The organism is Bacillus cereus group sp. MG9 (assembly GCF_040459995.1).
GTDB lineage: Bacteria > Bacillota > Bacilli > Bacillales > Bacillaceae_G > Bacillus_A > Bacillus_A mycoides.
In genome coordinates, this window is record NZ_JARVHC010000001.1 from 5,222,738 (window position 1) to 5,236,752 (window position 14,015).

Genomic DNA, 14,015 nt, shown 5'->3' on the forward strand with positions numbered 1-14,015 from the left:
AAGGGCCTAGGAGGTGAAGCTGGCCACTGGAACTGGATATATCCCCTAAAAGCGCAAGGGGCCCGTTCACTTCCATCACCTAAACATAACCCCCGCTGAAAGCGGGGGATTTTTTATCGTAATTCTTCGTTCTTCTCCTCTAATGCCGGTAATTTCTCTTTTTTAGATCTACCAAGCTTTATTACAAAGAAATATAAGGAAAGTAACGTAATAAGGAAAACAATTAAAAACGGGTACGGAGAATAAAAAGTACGCGCCGCCTCCGATTTTCCTGCAACAAACTTCAATGACTCAATATCTAAAAACTCAGCAAACATTTGTACACCGAGCATACTGAACCAAAAAACAAAAAAACTAATAATAATACCAAAAACTTGCTTCAATCTCGTCATTCATCTCATCCTTTCTATATTTGTAATTTTTTAGTGTGATCAATATAGTACAAACGAAACTATGCACAGAAAGGAACTATCTCACCATTCACGAATTAACTTAATCCAACCTAACATCGAAATTTGCAAAATAACACCCAATATTATAAGTCTTCTTAGCCATCGAGGAAAGAAGGTTAAAAGCTTAACATACCATTCCAATAGCTTGTTCATAATTCCCTCCTACATAAAATTATATAGGAAAAAGGAGATACAATCCAAACCCAACAAGAATAATACCACCTACTATTTCACCGTATGTGCCAAGTATATTTTTGGCATGGCTACCAAGCAATAAACCCATCCAAGCCAGTAGCATACTTATTAGTCCGAACAATAATATCGTAATAATTGTCTCTGCTCCGTAAATTCCAAGACTAAGACCTACTGAAAAACTATCTATACTGACACCAAATGCAAATACAAATAAACTAATTCCAATTGGAGCAGTTCTAGTCTCTTCCCCTTCTAAAATAGACGAATATACGATATAGAACCCTAGCCCAATTAATAAAATAGCTCCTGCAAAATTTGCGACATCCCCATACCTCTCTGATAGAAAACGTCCTAGTACCATTCCGATAAATGGCATAATAATATGAAATATCCCAATCGTCATACCTATATAAAGGATTTGTCTTAACTTTAATGTTACCATCCCCATACCGAGGCTCACTGAAAATGCATCCATCCCCAGGGCAAATGCCATAATTATTAAAGGTATTAATTGTTCAAGTGTCATTCATATCCCCCCTCGGACGTGCTACTTCACAATATGCTTATCCGAGGAGAAATATTCTGTTTGCTAAAGGTACATTATCATTCAATAATAATCTGATGTCCCGCAGCTTTTGTTAAACGATTCATAATTGCATTTCCTATGCCTTCATTCGGGAATGATTCACTAAAAATAACATCTACTTCACTTGCATCAAACGTTCTAAGCACATCATATAACTTAGTCGCAACGCTGGCTAAATCGCTTCGCACACCACAAGACAATACAACATCTGCACTATACACATGCTGATACTCTTCTGTCGTTAATACACCTACTTTAAACCCTTCTTTCTTTTTCTCATCCACAATACGTTGAATAAACTCACGGGACCCTTCAACAATACTAAGTGGCGCTTTCGGTGCATAATGTGTATATTTCATTCCAGGTGATTTTGGTTTTTCTTTCTCATCCTTTAAAGCTGGATCTAAAGAAACATTTCCTATCACGGCCTCTAATTGCTCCTTCGTAATCCCACCTGGACGTAAAATCGTCGGAACCTCGCTCGTACAATCAATTACAGTTGATTCAACGCCTACTCCTGTTGCCCCGCCATCAACAATACCAGCAATTTTCCCATTTAAATCTTCATACACATGAGAAGCTAACGTTGGACTTGGGCGTCCTGAACGATTCGCACTCGGTGCCGCAACAGGCACGTTTGCCTCTTCAATAAGGGCGAGCGCTACTGGATGATCCGGCATCCTCACTCCGACTGTATTAAGTCCTGCCGTAACCCTCTCTGAAATCCCTTTTTTTCTCGGTAAAATGATTGTTAATGGTCCTGGCCAAAAATGCTCCATTAACTTTTCTGCAACCGGCGGAATTTCTCTTACGATACCATCTAACTGAGATTTTGTTCCTATGTGGACAATCAGTGGATTATCGCTCGGTCTCCCTTTCGCTTCAAAAATTTTCGCTATCGCTTCATCATCCATTGCGTTTGCTCCTAACCCATATACCGTTTCCGTTGGGAAGGCCACCGCTTCATTTTCTCTTAATAATCTCGCTGCTTCTTTTAATTGTGGATAATATTTTTTTCTTTCCACAACATTATCCACAACCCACATATTTGTATGCATTTTTTCCCACGTCCTTTTCTACCATGAAATACTTGTCTATTTTTAGTTTACTATAAGATTTATCCAAAAGACAAACAAGGTTTATCCACAAAATGTGGATAAACCTTGTTAATCCGTGGATAACTTTGTGAATAGCTGACAATTTAGTATTATTGCATTTAGCTCTTTTATATTTTTACAAAAGTGTTCTAACTGTCGAATTTCCTCTGGCACTTCCTCTTTCTCTATAATGACAAAGTTAAAAAACTGAAAGATGGTCACAGATTGTGGATGATTTGTGAGTAAGTACAATTGTCGAATATCTTTTTCTTTCATATACTGCAAAAACATCTCGAAAAAATATAAGAAAGTCTGTTTATCCACATTAGGTGTGAATAAACAAGAACGGATAAGTGCATTTTCTCCACTTTGTTCATATCCAATTACCGCTCGTATTTCTCCCGCCTCTTCCAAGATCATAAATTGTGCGTACAACTCATTTATTTTATCATCTTTTTTATTAGCTTGTCCGAAAAAAGAATGTAATCTTTCTACATCTGCTTTCGTAGCAAAATACACGTTCTTCATAATAAATCCCTCCTCATTGATATATATGAGGAAGGATTTATTAATAGCACTATTTAGAGAATAAAGATGTAAAAGCTTCGACGATAAATAATTTAACCTCTGGTTTCTCTTCCTCTTCTACTGTTACATACTCATTTTGCTTTTCTTGTTTTTGCTCCACAGGTTTCTCCACTTTTTCCACAGTTTTTGTTTCTACTTTTTTTACAGGCTGTTCTTCTACTTGTGTTTCGTGTTTTACTACTTTCTTTTCCTGTGCTGTTACTTTTTCAGCTTTTTCCGGCTTTACTACTTTCTTTTCTTTCACCTTATCCTCTTTCTTCTCCGGTACATCCACTACTTCCTCATCTAATTGTCTCACCTGCTCCTCTTCAGGAGATTCAGCTTTCACAACATGTTCTTCTTTCCTTACAGCTGTACCACTTGAAAAATCTAAGAAACACATCGGTGGAAATAATACACACCACCAGTTTGCACCTTCACCTTTTCCAATTGTAATAAGTACCGCTTCATATTCTCCTGCTGGATAAATAAAATTCCCATATACCTTTGTAGGAAATTTCACATTCTTACCGAATTTCACTTGAAACGCCTCTTTACTTCCTTCTCTTTTCAGTGTATTTGCCACTGTCTTTTCAATTTCAGGAATATGATTTTGAATTACTTTTCGAGCTTCTTCAAATGACGTTAAATCCGCTACCCATCCATCAATTTGCGCTTTTACTTCATCGCGTACTTTACGCTTTAACGCCTGATCTTTATCGGAATCACTATTAGCTAAAATACGTAATCGAACGGCCTCTTTCGGAATAACAGTAGGCCCTTTTGCATCAGCTTTCATATATCCAAACTGCACAAGTAACTGTGCACCAATTAATAATAAAAGAAAATAAGCAATAACTTGTTTTTTCATTTCCTCCACCGTCCCCTCTAGAAACAGTGTGGACAGAGTTACTTCTTTCTAAACTATTAAATTCAAAATCTATATAAAAAACCGATAGAAAAGCATTTTTTCATTGGCGAGAGGGACTGGCTATGTATAGGAGCGGTCAGGGCCTTTTCCTGCCACGCGCAAAGTGTTAAAACAAAGACAGGCAACAAGGTGTATGTCCATTTTTATCTTTATGACAACAATCTATAGGTAATAAGGTACGTATTTTCTCTGGAATAATACTCCTTACCAAACTTCTAAATAGAATGTATGGCTGAGTAGTTACGAATTTTTCATACAAAAAATAGAGTAAGGCTTATACCTTACTCTATCTCTGCAAATACCATGCGATCTTTTCCATTAATATCAAATACAACTTCAACTTGAGCGCGCGGGAAAGTTTGCTGTAATAATGCTTTCACATCTTCACCTTGCCCTACACCAATTTCAAACGCCACAATCGCCTTTTTCTGTAATACATTCGGTAATTCCTCCATAAAACGACGATAGAAATCTAGTCCATCTTCACCACCAACAAGCGCACGCTTCGGCTCATGCTCCTTCACAACAGTAGAAAGACCACGCCAATCTTCCTCTGGTATGTACGGTGGATTGGAAACAACAACATCTAACTTCTGACCTGTTCCATAAAACGGAGACAGTAAATCGCCGTGATAGAAAGTTACATCCGCCCCTAAAGTTTTTGCATTTTCTTTTGCAACTTCAATCGACTCCTGCACGATATCTACTGTATACACATGAAGATTTTTATTTTCTAAAGCGAGCGTAATAGAAATCGCTCCACTACCTGTTCCAATATCCGCTATGTGAAGCTCCTCATTACCGAAATGGCGCTCAATTCTCTCTAGCACCCCAACTATAAGTTCCTCTGTTTCCGGTCTTGGTATCAATACCTCTTCATTTACAAAGAATGATCGGCCATAAAACATTTCATAACCGAGCATATATTGGATCGGAGTACCTTCTACGTGCTTGTGGATAAATTGTGCAAAACTTTTCTCTTGTTCCGCAGTTATTTCTTCACGCATATTCATGAGCATTCCGGTTCTGTTCGTCTTTAATACATGACAAAGGACGATTTCTCCCGCATTTTCATCTCGTCCATTTTCCTGTAAAAAAGAAGAAGCCCATTTCAGGGCTTCATAGACACGCATTACTCAGCTGCCTCCATCTTTTGCGCCTGATCTTCCATCACTAAGGCATTGATGAAATCATCTAACTTACCTTGTAGGATTTGATCTAGCTTTTGAATCGTTAAACCGATTCGATGGTCTGTAACACGGTTTTGCGGGAAGTTATACGTACGAATACGCTCTGAACGATCTCCGGTACCAACAGCTTGTTTACGGTTTTGATCATACTCAGCTTGCGCTTCTTGTCTAAATTTATCATAAACACGTGCGCGTAATACTTTCATCGCTTTTTCTTTATTCTTAATTTGTGATTTCTCATCCTGACAAGATACAACTACACCAGTCGGTAAATGCGTTAAACGTACCGCTGACATCGTTGTATTAACGCTTTGTCCACCAGGACCACTAGAAGCAAACGTATCAACACGAACATCTTTTTCATGAATATTAATTTCTACTTCTTCTGCCTCTGGTAGTACAGCTACAGTTGCTGTAGATGTATGAATACGTCCGCCAGATTCCGTTTCAGGAACACGTTGTACACGGTGAGCACCATTCTCGAATTTCAGCTTCGCGAAAGCACCTTTACCGTTAATCATAAAGATAATCTCTTTATATCCACCTAACTCTGTATAGCTCGCTTCGATAATTTCAGTTTTCCAACCTTGCACCTCAGCATAACGGCTATACATACGATATAAATCACCAGCAAATAAAGCTGCCTCGTCACCACCAGCAGCGCCACGAACCTCAACGATAACGTTTTTATCATCATTAGGGTCTTTTGGAACAAGTAAAATCTTCAGACGTTCTGATAATGTTTTCTCTTGTCCTTCTAATTCAGAAACCTCTTCTTTTACCATATCACGCATATCAGCGTCTAACTTATCTTCTAACATTGCTTTTGCATCTCGTAATTGCTCACGAACATCTTTATACTCACGGTACACCTCTACCGTGTCCTGAATATCAGATTGCTCTTTTGAATACTCACGAAGCTTATTTGTATCACTAATAACCTCTGGGTCACTTAACAATTCATTCAACTTCTCATAACGATCTTCTACAGCTTGCAAACGATCTAACACACCATTCACCTCTACATCCTAGTATCTAATACAAATAGTATATGGTACTTAATCAAAAAAACGCAAATTATATTTAAAAGCGTAAGCGGCTTGCTCAGGATCGCAGGACATTGGAACTCTCGACCTTGAAGCGCTTTTTGCTTCGAGCGAGAGAGTGAAATGGCCGGAGATTCTAGCCGCTGGAGCTAGATAATATTTAAAGCGCAAGCGGCTCGCTCAGAATGGGAGGAGGTTGGAGCTTCTGACAGAGAGGCGCTCTTTGCCTCGCAGGAAGAAGCGAAACCACCGACCATTCTAGCCGCTGGAGCTAGATAATATTTAAAGCGCAAGCGGCTCGCTAAGCTCTGACTGGCTAAGGTTCTCTCGCACAAAAGGTGCTTTTCACCTTGAGTAGCGGCGGTTCTTAGACACGAAGAGCTTGCCACCAATCTTCATCTATTTTCGAAAAAAACCCGCTCTACATAGCGAGTTTCACTTATCTTTGTTTTGTAGGTACTGCATGACAATGACGACAACGTGGTTCATACGATTCTGAAGCCCCAACTAAAATAATTGGATCATCAAATGCCGCTGGTTCTCCATCGATTAAACGTTGCGTACGACTTGCAGGAGATCCACATTCAGAACAAACTGCCTGCAATTTAGTTACATGTTCAGCAATCGCCATCAGCTGAGGAACTTGTCCAAATGGTAGACCACGGAAATCTTGGTCTAATCCAGCTACAATGACACGATAGCCACGATTTGCCAATACTTGCACCACTTCCACAATGTCCCCATCAAAAAATTGTACCTCATCGATTGCAATAACATCCATTTCTTCTGTTACATGGTTAAATATATCTTTTGAAGCTGAAACAGGAACTGCTTTAACCTTTAATCCATTATGTGATACAACATCTTCTTCACTATAACGATTATCAATACATGGTTTAAATACAATCGCATGTTGTTTCGCAAATTGTGTACGGCGTATACGGCGGATGAGCTCTTCTGATTTCCCAGAAAACATACTCCCGCAAATCACTTCAATCCAACCATTTTGATTCATTAAGTACATTGAGCTCTCCTTTCATCTACTTTCCTAATCCAAAGTAGGGTAAAGGTTTAATATTTTCACAAAAAAAACAGACAAGCGAATACATACACTTGCCTGTTTTATGTTCTTTATTACTTGATGCCGTATTTCTTATTGAAGCGGTCAACACGTCCGTCTGCAGTAGCAAACTTCTGACGTCCAGTGTAGAATGGGTGAGAATCAGAACTGATCTCAATTTTTAGTAATGGATAAGTGTTACCATCTTCCCACTCAACAGTTTCGCTAGAGCCTTTTGTAGACCCGCTTAAGAATTTGAAGCCAGTGTTCGTGTCCATAAATACAACTTTATTGTAATTTGGATGGATTCCTGCTTTCATTCTTTTCATCTCCTTCCGCCCTGAATCATTTTCGAAACAGAGTTTTTCATCTTCAGCTGCTTACACAACTATATTGATGAAACACATATGATGAAATTATAACAAGGCTAACTCCATTTTGCAACTACCTGTTTTTGTCTTTTTAAAATTAAAAGTGGAGGCGGCTCGTTCAGAATGAGAGGGGGATGGAGCTTCTGACGTAGAGGCGCTTTTTGCCTCGTAGGAAGAAGCGAAGCCACCGACCATTCTAGCCGCTGGAGATGGAACTAGATACCCCTTAAAGCGCAAGCGGCTCGCCCAGAATCGTAGGGCACTTCAAGCTCTCAATCCAAATACGATTTCCATCTTAAAAAACAATTTTTTCCATATATTACTCTCTCTAATATTCCCTTAAAAACATAAAAAACTCGCTTACTACGAAATAAGCGAGTCCCCATCTTTTCCCTTACTTAGTGGTTACATACCTTTTTGAGTCTGCAACAATGTTTTGTAAAAATTCTTCATTTGTCTTTGTTTGACGAAGTTTACGTAAGAAGCCTTCAACAAAGTCTGGTGTATCACGCATTGTTTTACGAATACCCCACAGCTTGTCTAAATGTTCTTTCGGAATTAATAGGTCTTCTTTACGCGTACCAGAGCGACGAATATCAATCGCTGGGAAGATACGGCGCTCAGCTAATGAGCGATCTAAGTGAAGTTCCATATTTCCAGTTCCTTTAAACTCCTCGTAAATTACATCATCCATACGAGACCCTGTATCAACAAGCGCTGTTGCTAAAATCGTTAGGCTACCGCCCTCTTCGATATTACGCGCAGCCCCAAAGAAACGCTTCGGTCTATGAAAAGCAGCAGGATCAATACCACCCGATAAGGTTCTACCACTTGGCGGAATAACAAGGTTGTAAGCACGCGCTAAACGGGTAATACTATCCATTAAAATGACAACGTCCCTTTTATGTTCTACAAGACGCATTGCACGCTCTAATACAAGCTCCGCTACTTTAATATGATTCTCTGGCACTTCATCAAAAGTAGAACTTACAACATCACCTTTAACAGAACGTTCAATATCTGTTACTTCCTCTGGACGCTCATCAATTAAAAGTACAATTAATTCTGCTTCCGGATGATTTGTTGTGACACTGTGTGCAATTTCTTTTAACAGACTTGTTTTACCAGCCTTTGGAGGCGCAACAATTAAACCACGTTGTCCAAATCCAACTGGTGCGATTAAATCCATGATGCGTGTCGGTAACTTTTTCGTTTCCGTCTCCAATTTCATTTGGCGATCTGGGTATAACGGTGTTAATGCAGGGAAATGTACACGCTCTTTTGCTGAGTCTGGATCATCTCCATTTACAGCTTCAACTTGTAGCAATCCAAAATAGCGCTCATTTTCTTTCGGAGGTCGTACTTTACCAGAAACCTTATCTCCATTACGTAAATCGAAACGACGAATTTGCGAAGCCGAGATATAAATATCTTCTGAGCTTGGAGAATAATTGATAGGACGTAAGAATCCAAATCCTTCTGATTGAATAATTTCTAATACGCCTTCCATGAAAAAGAAACCTTCTTTTTCTGCTCGAGCTTTTAAGATAGAGAAGATTAGCTCTTTTTTCGTTAACTTGCTGTAATACGAAATCTTAAATTCCTTCGCAAGCTCGTATAACTCTTTTAATTTCATGTTTTCTAATGCTGCAATTGACAAATTCATTCAGACACCACACTTTAACTTTATTCTCTTTTCACATGGGTAAAGGGAAAAATACGGAAGGCAAATAAATAATAATGAAAGGCAATAAGTTCAAGTAGGATAATATTCACTATTGTAACCCTTTTATCTAGTTTTAATCAATACGTTGAAACACAAATACAAGAAGCGAAGACAAGAAAATTTGTCTTCGCCTTTTCATATTTCTTTCTTTTTTTCTACTCACCTGATTTTAAGGCAGAATAGATAAGGCATTTCTGCTTTTATTTAATCCAGTTCCAGCGGCTAGAATCTCCGGTCATTTCGCTCTCTCACTCGAAGCAAAGAGCGCTTCAAGGTCGAGAGCTTAAAGTGTCCTGCGATTCTAAACGAGCCGCTTACGCTTTTTATTTAATCCAGCTTCAGCAGCTAGAATGGTCGGTGGTTTCGCTTCTTCCTGCGAGGCAAAAAGCGCCTCTTCGTCAGGAGCTCCATCCCCCTCCCATTCTGAACGAGCCGCTTACGCTTTTTATTTAATAACCAAATTCGGTTTTTTATTTAAGCTATGGCGGCCGTCTACGAAGCGTACTGTGCCTGATTTTGCACGCATAACAAGGGATTGTGTTGTTCCGACGCTACCTTTAAATTGAACGCCTCGTAATAGTTCTCCGTCTGTTACACCTGTTGCTGCAAAGATTGCATCGTCACCTTTTACTAAGTCTTCCATACGAAGGATACGATTGATATCTTCAATACCCATTCTTTTACAACGAGCTAGTTCAGCTTCGTTTTGAGGTAAGAGCTTCCCGTGAATTTCTCCACCTAAGCATTTTAATGCGACCGCAGCTAATACACCTTCAGGTGCTCCACCAGAACCGAATAGAATATCTACACCAGTACGGTCAAATGCTGTATTGATTGCTCCAGCTACATCTCCATCGTTAATTAATTTAATACGAGCACCAGCTTTACGAATTTCTTCGATAATTGCTTGATGACGTGGACGGTTTAAAACTGTCGCTACAACATCTTCGATATCTTTATTTTTCGCTTTCGCAACTGCACGTAAGTTGTCGATAATAGGTGCGTCAATATCAACTGCACCAACTGCTTCTGGACCAACCGCTATTTTATCCATGTACATGTCAGGAGCATGTAACAAATTGCCGTGATCTGCAATTGCAATAACAGCAAGCGCATTCCAGCCGCCAGCCGCTACGATATTTGTCCCTTCTAAAGGATCAACTGCAACGTCTACGCGTGGTCCATATCCTGTACCCAATTTTTCTCCGATATATAGCATTGGCGCTTCATCCATTTCACCTTCGCCAATTACAACTGTACCTTTCATCGGAATTGTATCAAATACATCACGCATAGCTGATGTTGCTGCACCATCTGCCTCATCTTTTTTTCCGCGCCCCATCCAACGCGCTGATGATAATGCTGCAGCCTCTGTTACACGTACTAACTCCATAGATAAACTTCTTTCCACGATAATCCCTCTCCTTTAAGTCTTTATATTTCTGCCGTATTTTGTGAACCTTGTTTTTCTATAAAGTGTACTTCCGTTAGTAGTGATTCTTCGCTCCCCATTAACGGAAGTATCACCACCTTATCCCGATTGGTGAGGGTTAATAATCGGCGTGGGATACCCCATACTGATTAAAGTTTCACTTTATGCATTCTTCATTTCTTCAATTTCTTGCTTTGTCATTTGTTCTCGCCAAATGTTTGCACCAAGCCCTTTAAGCTTGTCTACTATATTTTCGTAACCTCGATCAATATGATCAAGTCCCGTTACTTCTGTAATGCCATCTGCCATTAAACCCGCAATAACAAGGGACGCACCAGCTCGGAGGTCACTCGCTTTCACCTTCGCACCTTGCAATAAAACCGGTCCAGTCACAATTGCTGAACGGCCTTCTACTTTAATTTGCGCGTTCATACGGCGCAATTCATCAATATGCTTGAAACGTGCGCTGTAAATTGTATCAGTTACAACTCCTGTTCCATGCGCTTTTGTTAAAAGCGTTGTAAACGGCTGTTGTAAATCCGTTGGAAACCCTGGATATACAAGCGTTTTTACATCAACTACTTTTAACCTTCTATTGCCGTTCACTGTAATTTGGTCATCGTTCGTTTCAATTTGAACACCAGCTTCTCTTAGCTTCGCAGTAACGGATTCTAAATGCTGAGGAATAACATTATCAACTGTTACTTCTCCTCCTGATGCTGCTCCTAAAATCATATACGTACCAGCTTCAATACGGTCTGGAATAATAGTGTGGTGACAACCGTGCAGTGAATCCACACCATCAATTCGGATTACGTCTGTACCAGCACCTTTAATACGTGCTCCCATACTCGTTAACAATGTAGCTACATCAATAATCTCTGGTTCTTTCGCTGCATTTTCAATAACAGTTCTACCTTTCGCTCGTACAGCCGCTAGCATAATATTAATTGTAGCTCCTACACTAACAACATCTAAATAAATACGTGCCCCACGTAGTTCGTCTGCTCTTAAATAAATGGCACCTTGTTCATTTGTAACATATGCCCCTAACGCTTCAAACCCTTTAATATGCTGATCAATCGGTCGTGGCCCTAAATGACATCCACCTGGAAGCCCAATAACAGCTTTTTTAAAACGGCCAAGCATTGCACCCATTAAATAATAAGAGGCGCGCAATTTTTTCACTTTTCCATTTGGTAAAGGCATCGCAACCATGTTAGAAGGATCGACTACCATCTCTTCTTCCTGCCCATAAGTTACTTTCCCTCCAATTTCCTCTAGTAAGTCTCCTAACATTTTCACGTCCGAAATATTAGGAACACCGCCAATAGTTACTGGAGTATCTGCTAAAATTGTCGCTGGAATTAGTGCAACAGCACTGTTCTTTGCACCACTCACACGAATTGTTCCATTTAAAGCTCTTCCGCCTTCAATTAGCAACTTTTCCATATTGAGCTCCCTTCTTGTGAATGTATTTATCTTCTACTTCTTTATAAGAAGTAGAAGATTCCCCCTTAAGAATCTCAATCACTCTTTCCATCCCGAAACTCAATAAGTAGAAAACCATCACCTGTAGCTCCCCTGCTGTACAAATAGATGAAGATTAACTATTCATCGAATCAAATTACTCAATTCAGATACTTACCACATTTATTAATAGGACTATGCACATTATTTTCTATATTTGCAAACCAAAAATTCACTTTATAAAATCTTTAGACTTGTTCGCGCTTTCATTATACAACGAAAGGAAACCGTCTAAAAGACTAGACGGTTTCCAAAACGGAATTTTATTCTTACGCTTTACCGTTAGAACCGAACTCACGCATTTTACCAGCAACAGTTGCTTTGATAGCGTCGCGGCCAGGTCCAATATATTTACGAGGATCGTAAACTTCTTGGTCTTTGTTTAATGCTTCACGAACAGCTTTTGTAAACTCAATTTGGTTCTCAGTGTTTACGTTAATTTTTGAAGTACCTAGAGAAATAGCTTTTACGATATCAGCAGTTGGGATACCAGTACCACCGTGTAATACTAAAGGTACGCCAGTGAAGTCACGAACTTGTTCCATTTCAGCGAATCCTAAGTTAGGCTCACCTTTGTAAGGACCGTGTACAGAACCTAAAGCTGGAGCTAGGCAATCGATACCTGTTGCTTCAACAAGGTGCTTACACTCTGCTGGATCAGCGTAAATTACGCCTTCAGCGATGATGTCGTCTTCTTGTCCGCCAACTGTTCCAAGCTCAGCTTCAACAGATACGTTACGAGCGTGTGCGTATTCTACCACTTTTTTAGTAGTTTCAACGTTTTCATCGAATGGGTGGTGAGAAGCGTCGATCATTACAGATGTGAAACCTGCATCAATTGCTTCTTTACATTTTTCGAAGCTTGAACCATGGTCAAGGTGAATCGCTACAGGAACAGAAATGTTCATTTCTTCGATTAAAGCTTTAACCATAGCTACAACTGTTTTGAAACCAGTCATATGACGAGCTGCACCCTCAGATACACCTAAGATTACAGGAGATTTTTCTTCTTCCGCAGCAGCTAAGATAGCTTGAGTCCACTCTAAGTTGTTCATGTTGAATTGACCAACTGCGTATTTTCCTTCTAGTGCTGTGTTTAGCATTTCTTTCATAGAAACTAAAGGCATGGTGAATCCTCCTAAAAAACGTTTTTTGTATCCGATAAATTCTTATCGCTGGTAGTATGACCAGAATAAGGTAAAATATGTATATTTACATACCGGACTTCTTTCTACACTCAATAGGATAACAACTTGTACTCAAAAACTCAACTGTATTCACCTGCTCAATAGTCCATGTAAACGCTTTTTTCCATATTTTTTATAAAAAATTCATTTTTTACGCCTCTACAGCAAGCTGATCTCTCACTGCTTGACGAATCTCATCAATATCAAACGGTTTAGCAAAGTGCATTAAAGCTCCTAAATCTTTCGCTTCTTGAATCATATCCAATTCTCCATAAGCAGTCATTAAAATCACTTTAATACTCTCATCAATTTCTTTTACATGTTTTAAAATCTCTATACCATCCATACCTGGGATTTTCATATCTAACACTACTAAATCCGGATTATCTTTTTTCACGATATCTAAAGCTTGAAATCCATTCGCTGCTTGGAACGTCTGATAACCTTCTTTTTGGAACACTTCATGCAATAAAACACGAATGCCATATTGATCATCAACGATTAAAATTTTCCCTTCCATAACTCCCAACCTTTCTGTGTAAGTACAAGATTTAAAGCTTCTTATATCTTATCGGTTTATTTTCGCTACTCTTTGCCAAATCCCTTCCTATTCTTTCTTATTTTACCGTTTCCTATTTTGTTATG

15 protein-coding genes are annotated in these 14,015 nt (G+C 39.2%); all 15 read right to left on the reverse strand.

From position 1 onward, the window contains the following. Positions 1 to 113: 113 nt before the first annotated feature. The 15 genes from QCI77_RS26970 to spo0F all read right to left on the reverse strand — a co-directional run bounded on the left by QCI77_RS26970 (position 114) and on the right by spo0F (position 13,890). Positions 114 to 392: a DUF3935 domain-containing protein gene (locus QCI77_RS26970; RefSeq protein WP_113733745.1), complete on the reverse strand. Its 279-nt coding sequence runs from the start codon at positions 390 to 392 to the stop codon at positions 114 to 116. 81 nt (positions 393 to 473) lie between these two features. Next, positions 474 to 605 carry a hypothetical protein gene (locus QCI77_RS26975; protein WP_002139014.1) on the reverse strand — a complete coding sequence of 44 codons (132 nt, stop codon included), beginning with the start codon at positions 603 to 605 and terminating at the stop codon, positions 474 to 476. 19 nt (positions 606 to 624) lie between these two features. Beyond that, a complete protein-coding gene (locus QCI77_RS26980; RefSeq protein WP_002016298.1) occupies positions 625 to 1,173 on the reverse strand; it encodes a manganese efflux pump MntP in 549 nt (182 codons plus the stop codon). Positions 1,174 to 1,250: 77 nt separating this feature from the next. Next, positions 1,251 to 2,291 carry an L-threonylcarbamoyladenylate synthase gene (locus QCI77_RS26985; protein ID WP_002016299.1) on the reverse strand — a complete coding sequence of 347 codons (1,041 nt, stop codon included), beginning with the start codon at positions 2,289 to 2,291 and terminating at the stop codon, positions 1,251 to 1,253. 108 nt (positions 2,292 to 2,399) lie between these two features. Further along, positions 2,400 to 2,858 carry a GNAT family N-acetyltransferase gene (locus QCI77_RS26990; RefSeq protein WP_002016300.1) on the reverse strand — a complete coding sequence of 153 codons (459 nt, stop codon included), beginning with the start codon at positions 2,856 to 2,858 and terminating at the stop codon, positions 2,400 to 2,402. Positions 2,859 to 2,907: 49 nt separating this feature from the next. Continuing rightward, entirely contained in the window at positions 2,908 to 3,768 is an 861-nt protein-coding gene (gene spoIIR, locus QCI77_RS26995) for a stage II sporulation protein R (RefSeq protein WP_002130069.1), read from the reverse strand. A gap of 341 nt (positions 3,769 to 4,109) precedes the next feature. Beyond that, positions 4,110 to 4,961 carry a peptide chain release factor N(5)-glutamine methyltransferase gene (gene prmC / locus QCI77_RS27000; RefSeq protein WP_353825717.1) on the reverse strand — a complete coding sequence of 284 codons (852 nt, stop codon included), beginning with the start codon at positions 4,959 to 4,961 and terminating at the stop codon, positions 4,110 to 4,112. Next, positions 4,961 to 6,028 (reverse strand): peptide chain release factor 1, encoded by a 1,068-nt coding sequence (gene prfA, locus QCI77_RS27005; RefSeq protein WP_002113060.1) that lies wholly within the window; start codon positions 6,026 to 6,028, stop codon positions 4,961 to 4,963. Before prfA ends, prmC begins: the two co-directional genes overlap by 1 nt. A 475-nt stretch (positions 6,029 to 6,503) precedes the next feature. Next, positions 6,504 to 7,088 (reverse strand): thymidine kinase, encoded by a 585-nt coding sequence (locus QCI77_RS27010; RefSeq protein WP_002016305.1) that lies wholly within the window; start codon positions 7,086 to 7,088, stop codon positions 6,504 to 6,506. A 110-nt stretch (positions 7,089 to 7,198) separates the two neighbouring features. Further along, positions 7,199 to 7,444, reverse strand: a complete 246-nt coding sequence (locus QCI77_RS27015) for a type B 50S ribosomal protein L31 (RefSeq protein WP_000643447.1) — start codon at positions 7,442 to 7,444, stop codon at positions 7,199 to 7,201. A 445-nt stretch (positions 7,445 to 7,889) separates the two neighbouring features. Then, positions 7,890 to 9,161, reverse strand: a complete 1,272-nt coding sequence (gene rho / locus QCI77_RS27020) for a transcription termination factor Rho (protein ID WP_002016308.1) — start codon at positions 9,159 to 9,161, stop codon at positions 7,890 to 7,892. Positions 9,162 to 9,666: 505 nt separating this feature from the next. Further along, the gene (gene glpX, locus QCI77_RS27025; protein WP_002016310.1) at positions 9,667 to 10,632 is read right to left on the reverse strand and encodes a class II fructose-bisphosphatase; all 966 of its coding nucleotides are present in this window, start codon (positions 10,630 to 10,632) and stop codon (positions 9,667 to 9,669) included. Between the two features lie 183 nt (positions 10,633 to 10,815). Continuing rightward, entirely contained in the window at positions 10,816 to 12,105 is a 1,290-nt protein-coding gene (murA, locus tag QCI77_RS27030) for a UDP-N-acetylglucosamine 1-carboxyvinyltransferase (RefSeq protein WP_002034893.1), read from the reverse strand. A 347-nt stretch (positions 12,106 to 12,452) separates the two neighbouring features. After that, a complete protein-coding gene (locus tag QCI77_RS27035; RefSeq protein WP_002016312.1) occupies positions 12,453 to 13,310 on the reverse strand; it encodes a class II fructose-bisphosphate aldolase in 858 nt (285 codons plus the stop codon). A gap of 211 nt (positions 13,311 to 13,521) precedes the next feature. Then, the gene (gene spo0F, locus QCI77_RS27040) at positions 13,522 to 13,890 is read right to left on the reverse strand and encodes a sporulation initiation phosphotransferase Spo0F (RefSeq protein ID WP_000398592.1); all 369 of its coding nucleotides are present in this window, start codon (positions 13,888 to 13,890) and stop codon (positions 13,522 to 13,524) included. Between the last annotated feature and the right edge of the window lie 125 nt (positions 13,891 to 14,015).

What these genes read in the sequence shown, in the direction of transcription:
- QCI77_RS26980 (WP_002016298.1), bottom strand. Translation starts at nt 1,173, where the DNA reads ATGACACTTGAACAATTAATACCTTTAATAATTATGGCATTTGCCCTG.
- spoIIR (WP_002130069.1), bottom strand. Translation starts at nt 3,768, where the DNA reads ATGAAAAAACAAGTTATTGCTTATTTTCTTTTATTATTAATTGGTGCA.
- QCI77_RS26985 (WP_002016299.1), bottom strand. Translation starts at nt 2,291, where the DNA reads ATGCATACAAATATGTGGGTTGTGGATAATGTTGTGGAAAGAAAAAAA.
- rho (WP_002016308.1), bottom strand. Translation starts at nt 9,161, where the DNA reads ATGAATTTGTCAATTGCAGCATTAGAAAACATGAAATTAAAAGAGTTA.
- QCI77_RS27015 (WP_000643447.1), bottom strand. Translation starts at nt 7,444, where the DNA reads ATGAAAGCAGGAATCCATCCAAATTACAATAAAGTTGTATTTATGGAC.
- murA (WP_002034893.1), bottom strand. Translation starts at nt 12,105, where the DNA reads ATGGAAAAGTTGCTAATTGAAGGCGGAAGAGCTTTAAATGGAACAATT.
- QCI77_RS27010 (WP_002016305.1), bottom strand. Translation starts at nt 7,088, where the DNA reads ATGTACTTAATGAATCAAAATGGTTGGATTGAAGTGATTTGCGGGAGT.
- QCI77_RS26990 (WP_002016300.1), bottom strand. Translation starts at nt 2,858, where the DNA reads ATGAAGAACGTGTATTTTGCTACGAAAGCAGATGTAGAAAGATTACAT.
- QCI77_RS26975 (WP_002139014.1), bottom strand. Translation starts at nt 605, where the DNA reads ATGAACAAGCTATTGGAATGGTATGTTAAGCTTTTAACCTTCTTTCCT.
- QCI77_RS27035 (WP_002016312.1), bottom strand. Translation starts at nt 13,310, where the DNA reads ATGCCTTTAGTTTCTATGAAAGAAATGCTAAACACAGCACTAGAAGGA.
- spo0F (WP_000398592.1), bottom strand. Translation starts at nt 13,890, where the DNA reads ATGGAAGGGAAAATTTTAATCGTTGATGATCAATATGGCATTCGTGTT.
- QCI77_RS26970 (WP_113733745.1), bottom strand. Translation starts at nt 392, where the DNA reads ATGACGAGATTGAAGCAAGTTTTTGGTATTATTATTAGTTTTTTTGTT.
- prmC (WP_353825717.1), bottom strand. Translation starts at nt 4,961, where the DNA reads ATGCGTGTCTATGAAGCCCTGAAATGGGCTTCTTCTTTTTTACAGGAA.